This is a genomic window from Methyloprofundus sedimenti (assembly GCF_002072955.1).
Taxonomy (GTDB): Bacteria; Pseudomonadota; Gammaproteobacteria; order Methylococcales; family Methylomonadaceae; genus Methyloprofundus; species Methyloprofundus sedimenti.
Window position 1 is genome coordinate 131,702 of the sequence record NZ_LPUF01000001.1, and the last position, 19,084, is coordinate 150,785.

General features: G+C 43.1%; 17 protein-coding genes. 4 read left to right on the forward strand and 13 right to left on the reverse strand.

Annotation, left to right across the window (positions count from 1 at the left end; all coding sequences use genetic code 11):
* Positions 1-64: 64 nt before the first annotated feature.
* Both AU255_RS00545 and AU255_RS00550 read left to right on the forward strand, forming a co-directional pair.
* Complete coding sequence (locus AU255_RS00545) at positions 65-1,330, forward strand: PepSY-associated TM helix domain-containing protein (RefSeq protein WP_233144512.1); 1,266 nt, start codon at positions 65-67, stop codon at positions 1,328-1,330.
* A 66-nt stretch (positions 1,331-1,396) separates the two neighbouring features.
* Positions 1,397-1,729, forward strand: a complete 333-nt coding sequence (locus AU255_RS00550) for a hypothetical protein (protein WP_143735822.1) — start codon at positions 1,397-1,399, stop codon at positions 1,727-1,729.
* A 62-nt stretch (positions 1,730-1,791) separates the two neighbouring features.
* Here the strand turns inward: AU255_RS00550 and AU255_RS00555 are convergent, their stop codons facing one another.
* From AU255_RS00555 to AU255_RS19970, 10 genes are all read right to left on the reverse strand, one after another.
* Entirely contained in the window at positions 1,792-2,277 is a 486-nt protein-coding gene (locus tag AU255_RS00555; RefSeq protein ID WP_080521060.1) for a hypothetical protein, read from the reverse strand.
* Complete coding sequence (locus AU255_RS00560) at positions 2,274-2,609, reverse strand: nucleotidyltransferase domain-containing protein (protein ID WP_233144513.1); 336 nt, start codon at positions 2,607-2,609, stop codon at positions 2,274-2,276. Before AU255_RS00560 ends, AU255_RS00555 begins: the two co-directional genes overlap by 4 nt.
* Before the next feature lie 692 nt (positions 2,610-3,301).
* Positions 3,302-4,252 carry a hypothetical protein gene (locus AU255_RS00565; protein WP_080521061.1) on the reverse strand — a complete coding sequence of 317 codons (951 nt, stop codon included), beginning with the start codon at positions 4,250-4,252 and terminating at the stop codon, positions 3,302-3,304.
* 493 nt (positions 4,253-4,745) lie between these two features.
* On the reverse strand, positions 4,746-6,107 hold the full coding sequence (locus AU255_RS00570; protein WP_080521062.1) for an NAD-dependent succinate-semialdehyde dehydrogenase: 1,362 nt from the start codon (positions 6,105-6,107) through the stop codon (positions 4,746-4,748).
* Between the two features lie 10 nt (positions 6,108-6,117).
* Positions 6,118-7,368, reverse strand: a complete 1,251-nt coding sequence (gene doeA / locus AU255_RS00575; protein WP_233144514.1) for an ectoine hydrolase — start codon at positions 7,366-7,368, stop codon at positions 6,118-6,120.
* A gap of 14 nt (positions 7,369-7,382) precedes the next feature.
* Entirely contained in the window at positions 7,383-8,657 is a 1,275-nt protein-coding gene (locus tag AU255_RS00580) for an aspartate aminotransferase family protein (protein WP_080521064.1), read from the reverse strand.
* A 66-nt stretch (positions 8,658-8,723) separates the two neighbouring features.
* A complete protein-coding gene (gene doeB2 / locus AU255_RS00585; protein ID WP_233144515.1) occupies positions 8,724-9,860 on the reverse strand; it encodes a N(2)-acetyl-L-2,4-diaminobutanoate deacetylase DoeB2 in 1,137 nt (378 codons plus the stop codon).
* Between the two features lie 567 nt (positions 9,861-10,427).
* The gene (locus AU255_RS20210; RefSeq protein WP_198942506.1) at positions 10,428-10,661 is read right to left on the reverse strand and encodes a transposase; all 234 of its coding nucleotides are present in this window, start codon (positions 10,659-10,661) and stop codon (positions 10,428-10,430) included.
* 227 nt (positions 10,662-10,888) lie between these two features.
* Positions 10,889-11,560 (reverse strand): hypothetical protein, encoded by a 672-nt coding sequence (locus AU255_RS00595; protein WP_080521066.1) that lies wholly within the window; start codon positions 11,558-11,560, stop codon positions 10,889-10,891.
* 587 nt (positions 11,561-12,147) lie between these two features.
* On the reverse strand, positions 12,148-12,315 hold the full coding sequence (locus AU255_RS19970; protein WP_158083017.1) for a hypothetical protein: 168 nt from the start codon (positions 12,313-12,315) through the stop codon (positions 12,148-12,150).
* Between the two features lie 107 nt (positions 12,316-12,422).
* Here AU255_RS19970 and AU255_RS00600 point away from each other — a divergent pair, with 107 nt between their 5' ends.
* Both AU255_RS00600 and AU255_RS00605 read left to right on the forward strand, forming a co-directional pair.
* Positions 12,423-13,661: an NAD(P)/FAD-dependent oxidoreductase gene (locus AU255_RS00600; protein ID WP_080521067.1), complete on the forward strand. Its 1,239-nt coding sequence runs from the start codon at positions 12,423-12,425 to the stop codon at positions 13,659-13,661.
* Positions 13,654-16,332, forward strand: a complete 2,679-nt coding sequence (locus AU255_RS00605; protein WP_080521068.1) for a nitrate reductase — start codon at positions 13,654-13,656, stop codon at positions 16,330-16,332. Before AU255_RS00600 ends, AU255_RS00605 begins: the two co-directional genes overlap by 8 nt.
* Before the next feature lie 450 nt (positions 16,333-16,782).
* On the opposite strand, the gene AU255_RS00610 is transcribed toward AU255_RS00605, so the two are convergent.
* The 3 genes from AU255_RS00610 to AU255_RS00620 are packed head-to-tail and all read right to left on the reverse strand — an operon-like array spanning position 16,783 to position 19,057.
* Positions 16,783-18,030 (reverse strand): tetratricopeptide repeat protein, encoded by a 1,248-nt coding sequence (locus tag AU255_RS00610; RefSeq protein ID WP_080521069.1) that lies wholly within the window; start codon positions 18,028-18,030, stop codon positions 16,783-16,785.
* Positions 18,027-18,656, reverse strand: coding sequence for an energy transducer TonB (locus AU255_RS00615; RefSeq protein WP_080521070.1), 630 nt, complete (start codon positions 18,654-18,656; stop codon positions 18,027-18,029). Before AU255_RS00615 ends, AU255_RS00610 begins: the two co-directional genes overlap by 4 nt.
* Positions 18,653-19,057 carry an ExbD/TolR family protein gene (locus tag AU255_RS00620; protein ID WP_080521071.1) on the reverse strand — a complete coding sequence of 135 codons (405 nt, stop codon included), beginning with the start codon at positions 19,055-19,057 and terminating at the stop codon, positions 18,653-18,655. The genes AU255_RS00615 and AU255_RS00620 overlap by 4 nt, the downstream gene beginning before the upstream one ends.
* Positions 19,058-19,084: the final 27 nt, after the last annotated feature.

Here is a 19,084-nt window from a genome sequence, read left to right on the forward strand (position 1 = left end):
GCATAAAAATACATGCCCAGTCTACGAAACTAACCACGACTATACGTGAAGGGGTTGATAAAAGATGAGCGAGCATGAGAATATGGCTTTACAAAGAATATTGCCACAGACGATGAATGAAAACCGCTATAAAGCTTTGCAATGGCGGCGACGGTTTCGCAACTTTTGGCTAACGGTGCATTTGTATATTGCCCTGTCGATAGGCTTTTTCTTTGTCATTCTTGGACTGACAGGTTCTTTAAATGTTTTCAATTACGAACTGGAGGAGCTGGGTTTGCCGCAAGTGCAACATGAAGCCTATGCGCAACTGCGTACACCGGATGAACTAATGCAAACTGTTAAAGCAGCTCACCCGAAAAAAAATGGCAAATGGTCATTGCTGATGCCGGGTTACGGCAACGATTATGTATGGGCGGAATATCCAAAACCTGTAGAAACAGCTGACGAGCTTTATGCGCCGTTCCGTGTTTTGGTCGATCCATACAGCGGAAAAATAATCTCGGAAAGTTATTGGGGACGTACCTTATGGTCTTCAATTTACCAAATCCATGCCAGTTTGCTGACGGCTAGATTAGGTGTAAAGATCGGGCGATTTGGCTTTAATACGGTCTGTTTTCTCGGCTTATTTATGTTTATTTCCACGTTGACAGGGCTTTATCTGTGGTGGCCGCGCTGGGAAAAATTTAAAAAATCAGTAACCATTAAACGGGACGCAAGCCCGGAACGACTTTACTTTGATTTGCATAAAGCCACGGGCTTTTACAGTTCAATCATTCTACTGATTTTGTCGTTTACCGGGTTTTCGTTTAGTTATGCTGATTATATCAAGCCGTTGATACGCGGTTTTTCAGCCGTCAAGGAAAAGCATTTAGAAGAACCGGATGTAAAGTCACAGGTTGTAAAAAATGCGCCGACTCTTTCGATAGCGCGCGCTGTTTCCATTGCAGACAAGATTTTCCCCGGGGCGGAATTGCGTGGAGTAACAACACCGGATGGTATAACAGGCGTTTATAGTGTCTCCAAAAGGCAATCAGATGAGGCTAATCACCGATGGGCGCGCAGTAAGGTATGGATCGATCAATACAACGGCAAAGTATTAGCCGTGCAAGACCCAAATCAATTTACCGCTGGTGAAACGTTCTTGAATGTGTTGTGGCCGCTACACAGCGGCGAAGCGTTTGGTTTTGCAGGTCGCATTTTGTGGTGTATTACTGGATTTGTCCCTTTAATTTTATATGTCACAGGTATGAGCCGCTGGCTACAAAAACGCAAAGCAAAAAAAATAAAGAAAAATAAAACAAAGCAAAATTACACTATCGTAGCCAGGTAGGTCGGACAAGCTTTTCTGCCCGACATTACGATGCTCCAATGTGTTGAACAATGTGGTATTGTTGCCATGGCTTTATCATCGGGCGCGGCAATGTCGGGCAACGATAAAACTGTTGCCCGACCTACGATGAATTATCCGAAACAGCCGGGTAGGTCGGGCATGCTGTTTATGCCCGACGTTTCGATGCTCCAATGTGTTAAACATTGTGGTATTGTTGCCATGGCTTTATCATCGGGCGCGGCAATGTCGGGCAACGATAAAACTGTTGCCCGACCTACGATGAATTATCCGAAACAGCCAGGTAGGTCGGGCAAGCTTTTCTGCCCGACGTTTCGATGCTCCAATGTGATAAACATTGTGGAATTGTTGCCATGGCTTTATCATCGGGCGCTGCTATAAGTATATACAAGATTTAATAATATCTTCCAATGCAGCCCTACAAATAGGATTAATGTATCAGGTTAATCAGGTCTGCGAGTGCTACGACTTATAGTATAGGGCAAAATAAAGGTTCCAACAGTATTAAGCACCTCTAATAACTGAGCCGCTAATTCGTAAGCTTTATTAATAGTTGCAGCTTGTAACTCTGGATCATCAGGATAATCATACGAAAAGCTATTTCTTATTTCGCGCATCAATAACCAGTTATCGGCCGAAGGAATTGCGCCAATTTTTTCTAAGCGATAAAGCTTGTCGATAAAGGCTTTTAAATCACCTGGCTCTTTTGTTAGCTCTAGCACAGCAGGAAATAATTTTGCCCCCATTAAATCCTGTAATTTACCAAACCGTGTGGAAAATTGATCAAGTATAGCCAATTCCATATCGGTTAACTGCTCTAAAGTCTTTGCTGAAAAAGGGACGTGCGTGCGTAACGCAGCCATCGCCCATTTGAGGCGATCGGCGTGACGCTGGCAGACTTTTAATGTTTCATCAAGAGTTTCAATCATTGCAATAATATCCCTGTTTGTTTAGCAATACGGTAGATGGGTATATCAATTGAATGATTACTTCTGCGCAGTACAACATCAATTTTTTGCTCGCCCAGCACTTTATGCAGCTCTCGTAAAAACTGCAATTTAGCCGTTATTAAGTCGGCAGCATTTTGTCGTGTGGCTTCTATATATAAATCTATATCACCGCCCTTAGACTGATCTTTCACTCTTGAGCCAAATAACCATACCTGAGCATCGCTACCAAAGTATTTTGTCGTATTTTCGCAAATAACGTTTTTCTGTAAGGGTGTTAAGCGCATAATATTATCAATTCGTTGTGTCTGCATGTAGATACTATATTATTAATATAATGATTTATTAACGAGTGGAGGTCAACAATGCAACAGAACATCAGACAACCTGATCTCACGGAAAATAAATTGATACCCTGTAAACCTAATGTAGGTTGGCGCTGAGGAACGAAGCCCAACAAATTCGGCGAAATATCCTGTTGGGCTTCGCAAGCTCAGCACCAACCTACGCATCTAAGTCTCACCTTTTTATCTTGAAAAATCAGTAAGCTTTTGATTTTATTGGACTGGCTTGTCATTCCGTAGACCAACTGATATTGCTCACGATACATCAGAGTTTTTTTATATCGTCCTGCACATAATGTAACTGTCTGGCGATATTGATAATTGAAGTATTTAACATTACCTGATGACCCACAAGCTCCAGCTATCTTTAAAAAATGCGTATACATCTAATGTAGCCCGTATGAAATTTACGGAATGCGGGTATTATATTAGGTGCCATGAATATCCCGTATTCCGCTAACGCCATAACGGGCTACAAAGTGGTTAGTGATAGGCTGAAAGTTATACGTAATCTGGTAAACAAAAAGGAAGTCGAAGCTGTCATGAATAAGCTCAACCAACGACCTTGAGAAACATTAAACTATGACACAACACCCCTCACGCTGTATTTTTAATAATACTGAGCGTGAGGTAGCATGATTACTGAAGTTGAATTCGCCTGCTTATTGAGGCATGATGTTTTTAATTTTTAATCCGTCTGTAGCTATAGTCAGCCTAATACCCTTTTCTTTAGCAGTTAGCTTCAAAATAACACCTTTATCATTTCTCATAACCAGCGCAGATATACCAGAATTTTCTGTATTACCTAACACCGCGCCTGCTTCAGCTGCAACAAAAACGCCTTCAAGATCTTTTGCTTCAACCATATTATAGATGTTCCCTGTCGCGTTAACAGATGCAATCCCTAGGTCTAATACTGAGAAACCTTCTATATCAAAGGTATAAATAGAACCGTTATGCATAGTCATCGTCCCTTTGCCCCATTCTACCCCAAAACCCAGTGCAATAGCGGTGCTACTGATATCAACGGTTCCTGATACTTTAGGCGCTGGTAATACAGACACTGCATAGGACTGGACATAGACCGCTTCGACTTCATCGCCTACTTTAACCTCGGATAGATCTACATACTCCGAAACATTAAGTTCTACAGTTTTCTCTTCACCTTTAATAGTGACCAAACGTTTTTTTTCATCTACAGCAGACACAGTTCCTACAGCAGCGATAGTATGGGTTATTCTAAATCCAGGTTTTTCACCCAGCTTTGCGCGCTGTAAATCAACCGAATCCATACGTTCCTTTAGTCCACCATCCTTAGGTGCAAGGGCAATTGCAAAACCTTCAAAGTATTGGGTGATAACCTGATCGCCACGCTTAAGTTGATCAAAATTTCGGACTTCAGGTCCCACAATAAAAGCTTGCTCCTGTCCATTTTCATCTTTAAGGGTAACCATTCGATTTTCCTTATCAATATTTACCACTGTTGCTATAGAAACGGCCGTGCCATTTATAGCTGCCCCCTCAATAGCCGCAGGCTCTTCTACAGCAAAAGCCTGATAAACGGGCATAAATATTGTGGCAATTAAAACACCTATGTGTATTTTTTTAAGCATAATGATTTCTCCATTTTAATAAAAAATTTACGTATTTTTATAGTTTAAGTTATACAAATCTGGGCAATTATCAACCAGTTTTAATCTCCCTAATAGTCATCCATTACTTCCATTCATCCCTCTGTTTAATAGTAACTCAATGCCTGGAAAATTGTCACGTCATTTTATGAGAGTAAAGATAAATTACATTTTTATTCTGGCAATATAGTAATTTTGTATTATTTAACGCCTGGGACGCACAAAGAAATCAGCAGAGTTAGACTCGCTCGATATTCAAATTATCCTTATAATTTGTTGCTTTCCTATTGCCATCTTTTGATTTTAGACTGACTTGCCGCCCCGTTAATTTTTCGATCCGTTCGCTGAATTTAATTCAATAAATCGACTACAGACCAGTCGCAATTTAAGTCTAGATTTCTGTCGATAATTACTCCGATGCAATTCAAGTTCAACCAAGATAGAAATTTCAAATCACATCAGCGACCGTTTGATTTTATTTAATCCAGACTTGCTTGCTGTTTACAAACTCGCGAATCCCGTGTGGCCCTAGTTCTCGACCGTATCCAGAACGTTTAATACCGCCACTGGGCAAACGCGAATCGGTTTTCACTATACCGTTAATAACGACCTGTCCCGCATCGATTTTCATCGCAGTCTGTTCGGCGAGCTTAACATCCGCCATCCAGATACTTGCAGCCAAACCGTATTCGGTGTCGTTGGCAAGTTTCACCGCATGGTCCAGATCATCAACCCGGGTGACCACCATGACCGGACCAAAAGTCTCTTCGCGGAAAGCACACATAGACGGCGTCACCTCCGTAAGCAAGGTGGGTGGGTAAAAATAGCCAGGCCCTTTCGGCAATACTCCCCCTAATAGACAATGCGCACCGGCTGCCACCGTTTCTTGCACCTGACGGTGCAAGTTTTGCTGTAAATCCTGCCGGGCGATCGGGCCGATATCAGTGCTACTCTCCAGCGGATCCCCCATCCTTAATTTTGCCAGACGTATTTTGAGCATGGCAACAAAATGATCGTAAATTGCGTCTTCTACCAAAATCCTTTTAGCAGCGATACAGGACTGCCCCGCGTTGATAATACGTGACAAAGTGATAGCGTTTGCTGCTGATTCAAGATCCGCATCGGCCATCACGATACTAGGGTCTGAGCCACCCAACTCCAACACCGAGGGTTTGATTTCTGACGCAGCAATCGCAGCGACTTTTGCGCCGGCTCCCGCCGAACCAGTAAATGATATTGCCGCAATCAACGGGTCGCGGATTGCACGCTCAACATCCGCAGTAATAACCGGTAAATTCACCATAATATTTGCCGGAGCACCAGCGGTCTTGAAAACCTTAGCGATCGCGGCGGCGCAACCAGGTACATTCGAGTCATGTTTCAACACACAGGTATTGCCCGCCATCAATGCCGGGGCCAAATAACGAAATGCCAACCACAAAGGGGCATTCCAAGGCAAAATCCCAAGTAAGGTCCCCAGTGGTGGATAACAAACGTAACTGCTTGACGCATCGGACTGCAGCGTCTCATTTTTCAAAAAGCTTGCGGCATGTTCGGCATAAAATTCGGCACAACCAGCGGCTTTCTCGACTTCCGGCCCACCTTCTTTAATCGGCTTACCCATTTCGATGGCCATTAACTCTGCCAGCGATTTCTTTTGCCTGCGCAACTCCGCCGCTACCGCTCGCATCACCTCAGCCCGTCCTGAATAACCTATTGAATTCCATGACGCAAATGCCATATGTGCGGTAAGGACAGCCTGATGTATTTGCTCATTCTTGAGCGCGGGATATTCGCTGATAACGGTTTCATTGAATGGATTTTTTGCTACTAGCATCTTAACCTCTCTATTTAGGTGACTTGGTTTCAGGTTTACTGGAAGTTGCTGTGTTAGCTTTGCTGCGTTCAGGTGGATCAATTCCAGCGGGTTTACTTGGCGCTTTCTTGCCTTGTTCTGGCTTCACCACAAAATCACGATCCAAAGTAAAGAATGATTTGCAACCATCTTCAGTAATGTAAATAGTATCTGAGATACCACAGGTTTTATCGCCGTCAATACCCCACATCCAGGGAATAATATGAAATGTCATGCCTGGTTCAAGAATCCGTGATTCGCCTTGTTTCAAACTAATGATATAGCCTTCGTCCCAACTGGGAGGAAACGCAATCCCAATCGAATAGCCAGAACGAGTGATCAACTGTGCACCGACGGTGTTGTCGGTAATAATGTTACGAATCATGTTATCAGCATCCGAAACTGTCATCCCTGGTTGAATAGATTCGTGCAGTGTATTCAGTGCATTTTTCATTTTCTCCTGCGCTTCATACATTGAACTGGACAACTTACCCAGCACGACTGTACGCATCATCGCGGTATGATAACGACGATAACATCCCCCCACTTCTAAAAACACATGTTCTCCTGGCTGCACCATCCGGCCCTCCCACGTTGCATGGCCAATCATGGTGCGCGGCCCTGAGGTAATGTAAGGCATAACAGCCGGCGGCTCACCACCTGCGCGAAACATTGCAGCACTAACGGCCGCACCAATGTCATTTTCACTGACGCCCGCGACGCTGGCTTCCAGTCCGGCCTTCATGCCTGCTTCCGTTGCCGCCGCAGCTCGATGCATTAGTTCAATTTCAACCGCTGATTTACGCACCCGACCTTGCTCGACAATCCCAAAGCAATCCAAAAGCTTGGCCTTTTTCAACGTAGTATGAATAAAGTCTTGCTGATAAGCCGGAAAAAAGTAACTATTACGTTCGTAGCCAATGCGTTTCTCGGACAAGCCGAATTCTCGCAATGCATCGACCAGCATTTGAATGGCATCGCCGGTGTCAGGATAGGGTCGCGTTATTTCTACCCAGGTACGAGCATACACATTTGATGCCTCCAGGGAACGGGTGATCATAAACGGCTCTTGATCAAGGGGAACCACTAAAGCTTGAAAGAAGGAGTAACCCGTTGTCTGATAATCCGTAAGATACATAATGTTTTCAGGATCGGTAAGGACAACCGCATCCAGACAACGTTGTTCAATGCGTTGCCGCAACTCCAGCATACGCCGCTCATACTCAGCGAACGGAAAGGTCATATCTTCTCTTGGCTTCATGCCGCTCCTCCAATAACCTGAGTGGTCTTCTCAAGCAATATCGCTAAACCTTCCTGCAAATCCTGTTCCGGTATGGTCAATGGCGGTATCAGCTTGATTACGCGACCACCCGTGCCACATGCAGACACCAACAAACCTGCGTTAAAACACTCACTGACAATTTCTTTAGCATGCTCACCAGACGCAACATCGATACCATATATCATACCTGTGCCACGAATCTGTATATGCGGAAATTGTAATTCCAGCGGTGCAATTGCATTTAACATGGTAATACCATTTTTATGCACCTGACTCATGAGTTCATCATCTTCGAAATAACTCATTGCCTCAGCCCCTGCCACGAATGACAAACCTTGTCCCCGAAACGTGCCGGTATGCTCTCCGGGCTTCCAATACTTATCAATCTCTGGTTTGACCAGATTCAACGCCAGCGGAGTACCCATACCTCCAACGCCTTTTGCCAAACAAATAATATCGGGATCCAAATCCATACCATCAAAACTGAAGTAACTTCCTGTACGACCACAACCCACCTGAATATCATCGATAATAAACAGCGCTCCCAATTCCCGCGCTAATGCCTGAAGCTCTTGCAACCAGGTTATATCTGCGATTTTGACGCCGCCCTCAGCTTGAATGACTTCAACCATAAAGGCAGCGGGTGGCCGGATACCGCTAGAACTGTCTAAAAAGCTCGCCCGCAGCTGCTTTAAACTTGCCAAACCGCAGCCTAGTTCGCAACCCTTACAAGGCGTTTCACAGCCGAAAGGATAATGCGCAACGTGATTTAAAGGAACCCCCGCGGCGCCACGAAAGGCCTCGTTGGAAGTACACGCTAACGCCCCCAGAGTCATCCCGTGAAAACCATGGCTAAACGCCACTATCTGTTGTCGGCCAGTCGCACGCCGAGCAAGCTTAAGTGCCGCCTCAACCGCGTTGGTACCTGTCGGCCCCATAAACTGCATCTTATGAGGCATATTGCGCGGTTCAAGTATGGTTTTAACAAAACGCTGCATAAAATCCTGCTTGGCAACACTGTGCATATCGAGACTATGAGTGACACCATTGCGCTCAAGATATTGAATCATCGCCTGCTTCATGCGCTCATTATTATGACCAAAATTCAAGACTCCCGCACCGGCAAAAAAATCGATATATTGGTTCCCTTCAACATCTGTCTGGCGGGCATTAAATGCCGTGTCAAAGATCGCAGGATAAACTCGGCAATAGCCTCGGATTTCCGATTCTCGTTGTTGAAAAATATTCATATACCCTCTCCAAAAAAATTAGTTTATATTTCATAAAAATTAACCAGTGCATTCCGCCAGGTTCGGCTATGGCAAAGATGCACTAACTAGACGAGTGAATAGCTTGGTGACTGGCTCAATTAGATGATCATTGAAATCATAAATTGGGCTATGACAGGGATGATCATGCCCCGGCCCGTCATTTGCGCCAATTAACGCAAATGCACCGGGAATTTCCTGCAGATAATAACTAAAATCCTCAGAAGCCATAATCGGTGGCAACTGTTCTGTTTCCAGGGCATCAAGCCCATTAAGTTGTTGCCAGCATTTACGGATCTCCGCCGCCGGTTCATCATGGTTAATCGTGGCCTGATAACGAGGCTGGAGATCGACCTGACATTGAACGCCATAACTCGCAGCTGTATGTTCGCTAATACTGGTTAGCAAGTTGCCGATCTCCTGACGCGCACTTTCTGTGACAATCCGGATACTGCCGCCAATAACCGCTGTTTCAGGAATAACTGTCGGAGCGCTAGGTGCTTCAATGGACGTAATACTGATGACATTCGCTTGCTGTGGTGGCATGCGACGACTGATAATTTGCTGCACTGCGAGGATAATAGCACTGGCCGCCAATACCGGATCCCGACACAATTCTGGCTGACTGGCATGACCTCCAACTCCCGTCACGGTAATAGTAAAGGTGCCATTGCCACACATGACGATACCATTCGGACAGAGTAATTTACCAAATTCAAGCGCCGGCCAATTGTGCCAGCCGTAAATACAATCAATTCCCTCAAGAGCACCATCATCAATCATTTTTTTTGCGCCATGACCTCCCTCTTCTGCGGGCTGAAAAAGCAAGGTAACCGGACCCGGCAAAGACGCTTCAACTCGCTTCAACCATTGCGCTGTCGCCAGCAAAGTAGCGGTATGACCATCATGACCGCAAGCATGCATGCGCCCATTATGCACAGAACACCACTCTTTACCGCTACGCTCAGTCATGGGTAAAGCGTCAATGTCACCTCGCAAAGCAATATGCGGATGCCCCCTGGCCTGGGGATTTAATATCGCGACTGTACCGGTATCAGCACACACTCGCCAGGGAATATCAAGCCTGGAAAGTTCTTCACGAATGCGTTTTGCGGTGCGCAGCTCTTGCCATCCCAATTCAGGATTAGCATGTAACTCACGACGCCAGCGATGCGCGGCAGTCATTGTTTCGCTCCAATAATTCTGCATAAATCTCCGTCTAAGTTGATACGAGATTGCTCATTAAATGGCAATAAATGAGAGAGGTTAACATTATTTTTAAAAGGTTAAGCCCATAAGTGTATTGAGTTAATCTTCTGTTTTTCTCCAGCCAAGTGAACGCCCCCTTTTCCTTCCATTCATTTGTCGTCCCGTTAATATCTCGATTGGGTGCTTAAACAAATCACGTCCAACGGCCATTCCTTTGTTCACGCTCTGCCGAATGTTAACTATCAGCTTACCATCAATCTGGTACTTAAAAATAGGGCCCGATAAATTTCCTGCCGATCTGTTGTATTTTTTGCTAAAGATAAATACAATCCATGAGACGTGCAAAGATCAGTTTTTTCCCCTAATGCATTAATTTGATAACTCGATCAGGAGTATTGTGAAGCATCTCCTGCCATTCCAGCACGCACCGGACTAAGCTCGATATACCAATATAATTCCAATAAGTAGGTCTCCGCTTCAAGCAATCAAGATTTGTAACGGACTTCCCATAAGGTTCCTGTATGGCGATATTGATAATTGAATTTAATAACGCCCTAATGACTGCATCACTTTGCTGATGCTGTTTTCTGCATGCAGCGTAAATAACAAATGAATATGGTTTGTCATCATCACATAGGCATCTAAATCAAACGGGTATTTTTGGCAAGCTGCTTTCAGGATGCTCAGATAATAGTGATAATCTTCATCTGCAACAAACACAACAACTCGATTATTGCCGCGCTGAATACATACTGAGGCTAGCCTCTTTGATTGCACAGCAGGCACTTGCCATCAGGTGGCTACGAAACAACGTTAAAAAAACGAATTCGGCGAATTTTTCTTATAGAACAGATTGGTATAGTTCAATCTAACACCCCGCTATTTTCTTCTACTTTTTCTGTTGGACGGTTAGTGAGAATTTACATTAATGTTCTATGATGCCATTTTCCCGAATAATTGATTTTAAATAGCTATTTATAAGACCCCATATCGAGTTGTGTATTTTATTTTTCCTCCGCCTGCTCACAAATAAAAGTAAATTTTTCAACTTCACCTCCTGCAGAAAGACTAAAAATAACCGTGTTACCAACCTCAAGGTCATTTTCAAAGCCGATTTTGAGAACCCCTGAATAAAGCTCTCCGGGCTCAATCGTTTGTTGACGCAAATAATTTTGATTTAATTGTGTAAAGGTTAACTTATCTATACGCTCTTCATATGATTCTGAACTTTGACTTCCAACAGAATAAAACAACCGCCCAACTGAATAAATAATACCACCAAAAGGGATGAAGCCAACTCCGACACCTGCGGCTGTATTACCCGCCTGGGCTGCCGTATCATATCCTCTATCAGCTGCTTCCTTTGCTAACTGCTCAAAAGTATAAACAGTACCTGCTTGTAATTCACCTGAAGCCAACAATTCAACTGTTAAATTACTTTCCGAAAACAAAATGGGTTCAGAAGTTGTATTTGTCACAGTAAGGCTAATGAGCATTTCATCCAAAGAATATTCAATGATAGTCAACTCTGGCTTCAAAACTGATTGAGAATTTAATTTACTATTACCTCTTACATAGGTAATAGTTTGATCATTAATTAACCGAGGCTGTAGCTGAACTCTTGTAGCTGAGCATCCTGTTATTAAAATAGCGGTCAGTATAAAAAATAATTTCATTCAATTATCCAAAAGTTTGACTCAGATTTTCTTTGGTTCACACCAATGAGATTAAAACTGATCTTAACAGAAGACAGACAATTTTTTCTAGTGCTGCTAATATTCCGTTGGCATAGATGAGTTCTGCGACAAATAGGGTTTAGCTAGACGCTTGATAGCGCGAGGTTGATTTTACATATGCGTTGTCCAATCGCTGTAGCCGCAATCATTACCAGCATTTTATCCAGAATATCTTTCATTAGCGTACCGGACAGTTGAACAAATTGTAGAAAGGGGGTTTTCGTGCCCATCTTTATATAATACAGCCATCAGGTAGCTTGATGGGCACGCTATTGCTTTGCCCATCCTACAGATTTTTAATTTGTTTAAATTATTTCATGCACGTTCCTAAGCTCTTTTTCACTCAATATCTTCGCCAAAAAGCAGGCCGTATTAGCATGAATTTTACCAATCTCTGCGGCTTGAAAAACCTTATCTGTCATTAAAAACCCCTCTGCATTTAAGCTGAGCGACACATAATCCGACATGTGAACTTACGTGCCCTGAACCTGGTAAAGCCTGGTTTTGGATCGATGAGAAAAATCACCCTAAACCGTGCGGTCACTCCCGCCTTTTTCAGTCCACCGAGAAATACTCAACATCGTGACACATCCTGTCATTGATAACACTGACTCATCTATTAAGCTCAAGTGATTTAAGGATTTTGTGGATAGTTTTGGACTTAATACTTCAAGTATTGCTATGATTTCAGTCATGGTCATATTTTGCTGGGTACTGTGGTGTCGTAATCCAGTAATTTACCGACTTCTGACCTTCTTACGTGTATTTAAAGTTCTCGTCAATTTGGCGAAGGTATTAGTCTATGAAAAATCGTCTTGTTGTTATTGGTAATGGTATGGCAGGCATTAGAACGGTTGAAGAGCTTTTATCAGCCTCTCCTGAAAAGTATGACATCACCGTTTTTGGTGCTGAACCTCATGGAAACTATAACCGCATCATGTTGTCTTCGGTGCTCAGTGGTGAGAAAAATATAGAAGATATCATTACTCATAACCGCCAATGGTATACCGATCATAATATTTTGCTGCATGCCGGGGAAGATAAAGCGGTTGTAGAAATTAATCGTAGTCGTAAATGTGTTATAGCAAAAGATGGCACTCAGGCAGAATATGATCGATTACTGATAGCCACCGGTTCCAAACCCGTTATTCCAGAGATTCCAGGAAAAGATTTACAGGGTGTAATTAGTTTTCGCGATATATTAGATGTGAATACCATGCTGGAATACAGCCGAAGCCACAAAAGAGCCGTTGTACTGGGTGGTGGTTTACTGGGGCTTGAAGCAGCCAATGGCCTGGTATTAAGAGGCATGCATGTGACAGTCATTCATACTAACCCGGTGTTACTAAATCGACAAATGGATGAACAGGCCGGTGGCATGTTACAACAGGCACTGGAAGCACGCGGCCTACATTTTAAAATGCCGGCAAGAACCCAGGAGTTGATTGCGGATAATAAGGGGCATGTTAAATCCGTCCGTTTTGAGGATGGCAGTGAACTGGAGTGTGACTTATTTATTACTGCCATAGGCGTAAGGCCGAATATGCAATTAGCTCAAACAGCGAAACTTTATTGTGAACGGGGCATCGTCGTTAATGATAATTTACAATCATATGACCCCAGTATTTACGCAGTCGGTGAATGCATACAACATCGAGGTGCCACCTTTGGCTTAGTTGCCCCTTTGTTTGAACAGGCTAAAGTTTGTGCCAATCATTTAAGTGAGCATGGCATGGCTGATTACAAAACCCTACCTACTTCTACCAAGCTTAAGGTAACAGGTATTAATTTATTTTCAGTGGGTAACTTTTTAGGTGATGAAAATAGTGAAATCATTACTTTTACTGACCCGGCATTCGGACTATACAAAAAGCTGGTGATAAAAAATAACAAATTAATTGGCACCGTCCTATATGGAGACACCGTTGATGGTAGTTGGTATCATGAATTACTGGAAGCAGAGCAGGATATTACCGACATCAGGGAGAATTTAATATTTGGCCAACGTTATCTACCTACAACAGAGTCAACACATGAGTGATGAACAAACCGAATTAAAATCCATCAATACCACCTGTCCCTACTGTGGTGTGGGATGTGGCATTACTGCCAGTATTGACCAGGCAAAACACCAGATAGTAATTCAAGGCGATGAGAGCCACCCATCAAATTTTGGGCGTCTCTGCTCCAAAGGCTCTACTCTGGCTGATACGATTGAGTTAAAAAGTCGTCTATTGGAACCCTCTGTTTATGGTCATGACTGTAGTTGGTCAGAGGCTTTGGATATGGTCGCTGACTCTTTTATGAGTATTATCAAAAAACATGGCCCAGATGCCGTGGCGATTTACGGTTCAGGTCAATTATTAACAGAAGACTATTATGTCGCCAATAAACTGATGAAGGGATTTATTGGGAGTGGCAATATGGATACTAATAGTCGTTTATGCATGTCCTCTGCGGTCGCAGGGCACAAGCGGGCTTTTGGTTCAGACACGGTGCCGGGTTGCTATGAGGATTTTGAACAGGCCGAGATGATTGTGCTGGTCGGTTCTAATGCCGCCTGGTGTCACCCAGTCAGCTTTCAACGTATCCGTGCAGCCAAAGAGTCAAACCCTGACTTAAAAATAGTCGTCATTGATCCTCGACTCACTTCGAGTTGTGATATTGCCGATTTACACTTGCCGATAGCCATAGGCAACGATACGATTCTGTTTAATGGTTTACTAAATTACCTGAATCAACACAATGCGCTAGATCAAAACTATATCCAGCAGCACACTGAAGGCTGGTCTGACGCATTAAAATCAGCTCAGGATAGTAGCTCCAGTACTGAACGGCTGGCAGAACAATGTAAACTGGACAAACAAGATGTAGAACTATTCTTTAAATGGTTTGCTGGTCATAAAAAAGTCATGACTTTGTTTAGTCAGGGCGTTAACCAGTCTTCTTCTGGTACCGATAAAGTCAATAGCATCATAAATTGCCACCTGGCTATGGGCAGTATCGGTAAGCCTGGCATGGGGCCTTTTTCATTAACAGGGCAACCCAATGCGATGGGGGGACGTGAAGTCGGAGGACTGGCCCACCAACTCGCTGCGCATATGGATTTTAGCAACCCTGATGACATCGACCGGGTTGCACGTTTCTGGAACACGGATCATATCGCTCAAAAACCCGGGTATTTTGCAGTTGATCTATTTGATGCTATTTACGATGGTAAAGTAAAAGCGGTATGGATTATGGGCACTAATCCAGTCGTCAGTATGCCCAATGCGGATAAAGTGAAACAAGCTCTACAAAGATGTGATTTTGTAGTGGTCTCTGATTGCATTGCCGCAACCGATACTACAGCTTTAGCGCATGTAAAGTTACCTGCCGTGGGCTGGAGTGAAAAAGACGGCACGGTGACCAATTCTGAACGACGTATTTCTCGGCAACGCGCCTTATTTAAACCGGCTGGCAGTGCAAAGCCAGACTGGTGGATCGTGACACAGGTAGCTCGACGCATGGGTTATGAAGAGGCTTTTCACTATAGCAGTAATGTGGAAATTTTCCGTGAACATGCCGCGCTTTCGGGTTTCGAAAATAATCCACAACAACATAGCCGGGATTTTGATATTTCTGGTTTTGCAGAGCTAAATCAGGATGAATATGATCAACTGCAACCTACACAATGGCCTGTTAACAAGGCACATCCACAAGGTTTGCAACGGATTTTTGCCGATTATAAATTTTCCTCTCCCTCTGGAAAAGCACAATTTATTAGTATAAAACCAAGATCAGCTGGCAATTTGCCTAATAAAGATTACCCCTTGATATTAAATACTGGTCGTCTGCGAGACCAGTGGCATACCATGACCAGAACGGCGTTGGCAGCAAAACTTAACCAGCATAAACCCGAGCCTTTTGTAGAAATTCATCCTGTAGATGCAAGTCACTATAAGATGGTGAAAGACACTCTTGCAGTCATTGAAAGCCCTTGGGGGAAAATGATAGCCCGCGTGCAAATTACCGATACCCAGCAGCAAGGTACGTTGTTTGTCCCAATGCACTGGACCGCACAATATTCCAGTCTGGGTCGCATGGGTGCACTCGTCAACCCAGTGGTTGATCCCATTTCCAGTCAACCGGAAAGCAAGCATACTCCAGTGCGAATAAAAGCGTATCAACCGGCTTGGAATGGCTTTATTTTATCTCGCCATCCACTAGAGTTCAGCCATCCAGATTATCTAGTCAAAGTAAAAGGCAATCAATTCTATCGTTATGAATTAGCAGGTGAAACAATGCCTGTGTCGTGGCGAGCATGGACAAAAAACATTCTCTGCAGCGCCAGCAATGAAACGCCTCAATGGCAGGAATATACCGACCCTGCTGTAAATAAATATAGAGCTGCACGCATACTGGATAATCAATTACAAAGTGTTATTTTTGTCGCACCTGACATTAACTTACCTGAACGCAGTTGGTTGACCAGTTTATTTGAAAAACCAGAATTTGAAAAAGAAGATCGATTAGCTGTATTGACTGGCAAACCACCGTTGGGAACTCCCGATGTTGGAACTATCGTTTGCGCCTGCTTTAATGTCGGAGAAAAAACTATCCAGAGCGCCATCAAAGAAAAAAGCTTAAAAACGCATCAAGATGTAGGGCAATGTTTAAAAGCGGGAACTAATTGTGGTTCGTGTATTCCGGAAATTAAAGCGCTGTTGTAAATCTTAGTGTTTCCTGATTACGTACAACTCACAGCCATATTAATAAAAATTTAAATATCAGTATGTTAATAGTCTCGTTATTCCCGAAGTCTACCCAGTCAAGCGAGGGCACAAGCTTTATCGGGAATCTATGCTTACCCCACGAGATTCCAGCTAAAAGCGTGCAGGCATGACGAATATAGCTGAGAGTTATGGGTAATCAGGTAGTGTTTAACCGGCGGCTATTTTGGCTTAGCAGTCAGATCGTCCTGGAACTCCTGAAGCAAAGGCAATCAAAATAGCGGTCAACTGCAGTTTCTAAGGTTATTGCCGCGCTGAATCACGTGCTGCGGCCATCCGGGGTATAACAAAACGAGGTAGACGAGCCATAATTTAAGACCTAAGTTTCAATAATTTGGTGAATTATAGCCTATCAATCTATCCCGCCCCTTTTGATTCTTAAAGATAGAACTAGCTGATTTTTAGTTCATTCATTTTCTGATTAACCTGCTGTAACCAATTCTCTGCTGTTTTTTTAGTCTTCTTATACTTGCCTGCTTGAGTAAAAGCCCAAGTTGCTGTTTTGAAATTATTTGCATTGTATGCTGCGATACCAATTAGCAAATAACTCTGCTGAGGTTGTTTTATATCACCCTTGGCAAGTCCTTTTTTTAGCATAACAATGGCTTCATTCCATCGTTCCATTTGTAGCAATATTTGTCCACAACGCTTATACAGCCGACCATCATCTTTCATGGTGGCGGCTTGTTGTAAATACTTTAACTCCTTTTTATGTTCTCTGGCCATGGCCCAGCTATTGGCTAATAACTCCAAATTAGCGGCGTTACTTTTTATATTCTTATTTTGCATATTTGTTGATAAAACCTCAGCAGCCGTAAGAGGTATAGCGTTATGCAAATAAAGTTGCGCTAAACGGAGAATATCTTTTTCTTCTAAAGACACACTTGTGTAGGCTAGCTTTAAAGTAGCTAGTGCTTTTGCGTAGTCTTTTAGCATCAAATACACATCGGTCAAATGTAACCAGTATTTCTTTTTGCCTGGATATAAATCTAACAGGTGATTTAGTACAACTGCAGCTTTGCGATAATGCTTTTGTTCCAGATGAATACTCAGCAATAAGACAGACCAATCTTCATGAGGCGATAATGCTATCGCTTTTTTAAGTGGCGCAACAGCAGATGAAAACTGGTTTAACTTGTAATAGGCCAGTCCTTTTAAATAGTAGGCATCTGCAGTTGGCTTTTTTTCCTGCTTAAACCATTGATTTATAATTGGTAAAGCTTTACCGTATTGCTCCGTTTGCATAAAGACCTGCGCCAAGTTGTACCGCAGGCTCTGAATACTATCTGGGGGTAAGGTATCACTACCTTTTAAGGTTGCTTCTAACTCGGCAACCGCTTTGCTGTAATTTTTCTGCTCTAGGTATATATAGGCTAAGTGCTGATGGATTAAAGCCGTTTCATATTGATTTTGTAGTATTGTTGGAAGCTGTTTTTTTAATATATTAATCGCTTCTGAATAACGGCTCTCATCGCTCAGTTTTCGCGATGTTGTTAATACTTTATAAGTACCTGGTGATACGCTGTAGTTCTTTTTCTTTTCAGCGTTAACTGTTTGAGGAAATGTCATGATGACGACAACCAACACAGCAAACAAATAAGTAATTGTTAGCCCAGATCGATCCAAATAAATTCTCATGATTTATCCATTTGAAATATAATCGTCTGCACTGATTGCCATTGTACAGCTTTCCCATCTATCATCCGTTTGTTGAACTTCCATCTTCGTATTGCCCGTAAAGCAGCTCGGTTAAAAATGCCTTGAGGTTTAGCCGCTACCACAACCGGGTTTATCACTTTGCCTTCTTCTGAAACGGTAAACTCAATTTTTACCCGCCCCTCTATTCGTCGAGATAATGCACTCGGTGGATATAAAGGAGGAATACGTACGAGAGGAATTGCTTCACGCAATCCACCCATGTCTCCTGCACCCATTTCTCCCTCAAAAGGCACGCCAGATATATTCATTGCTATATCCATTCGTGGTGCCTCCATAGTTAACTGTTTAACTCGCACTGGCTTTGGACTGGGTATATCCATTTTTGGTGTTAATAACTGTTCTTGCTTTTCGGGTGGTTTAACGCGTTGTTTAACTTGAGGTGGCGGCGGTGTACGTTTTAATCTTACAAAATCGACAGAGAGCACTTCGTTTGCTGATGACAACATTATTGGTTGCTGTGCTGACATTCGTTCCATAATAATAAACAGCACTAAATTTATAGTTAGCGCGCCTAAAATAATGGTCGTAATGCGTTTATTTTTCATTCTGAAAAAGCCGCAATAGAAACATTACTTACGCCTGCTAATCGCGCCTGATCCAGAGCCTGCACCAATGTACCTGTAAGCGCTTCTTTATCTGCAGCAATAATCACCGAACCCTCAGGATTTTCTGCATGCAATCGTTCCACATTGGCTCGCAAGGCATTTATAGCAACTTTACGCCTATCTATCCATATTTCACCCGATTTACTCACCGAAATAATTATATTGCCACGCTCCTGGCGCTCAGCACTCTTGGCAGTAGGTCTATTAACCTCAATGCCTGACTCTTTCACAAACGATGAGGTAACTACAAAAAAAATCAACAAAATAAATACCATATCTATCAGGGGAGTTAGATTAAGCTCTGTTGTAGTTAATTCGTCTTCTTCACTATGTATTTTCATATCTTATTGGTTGAGTGGGGACTGCCC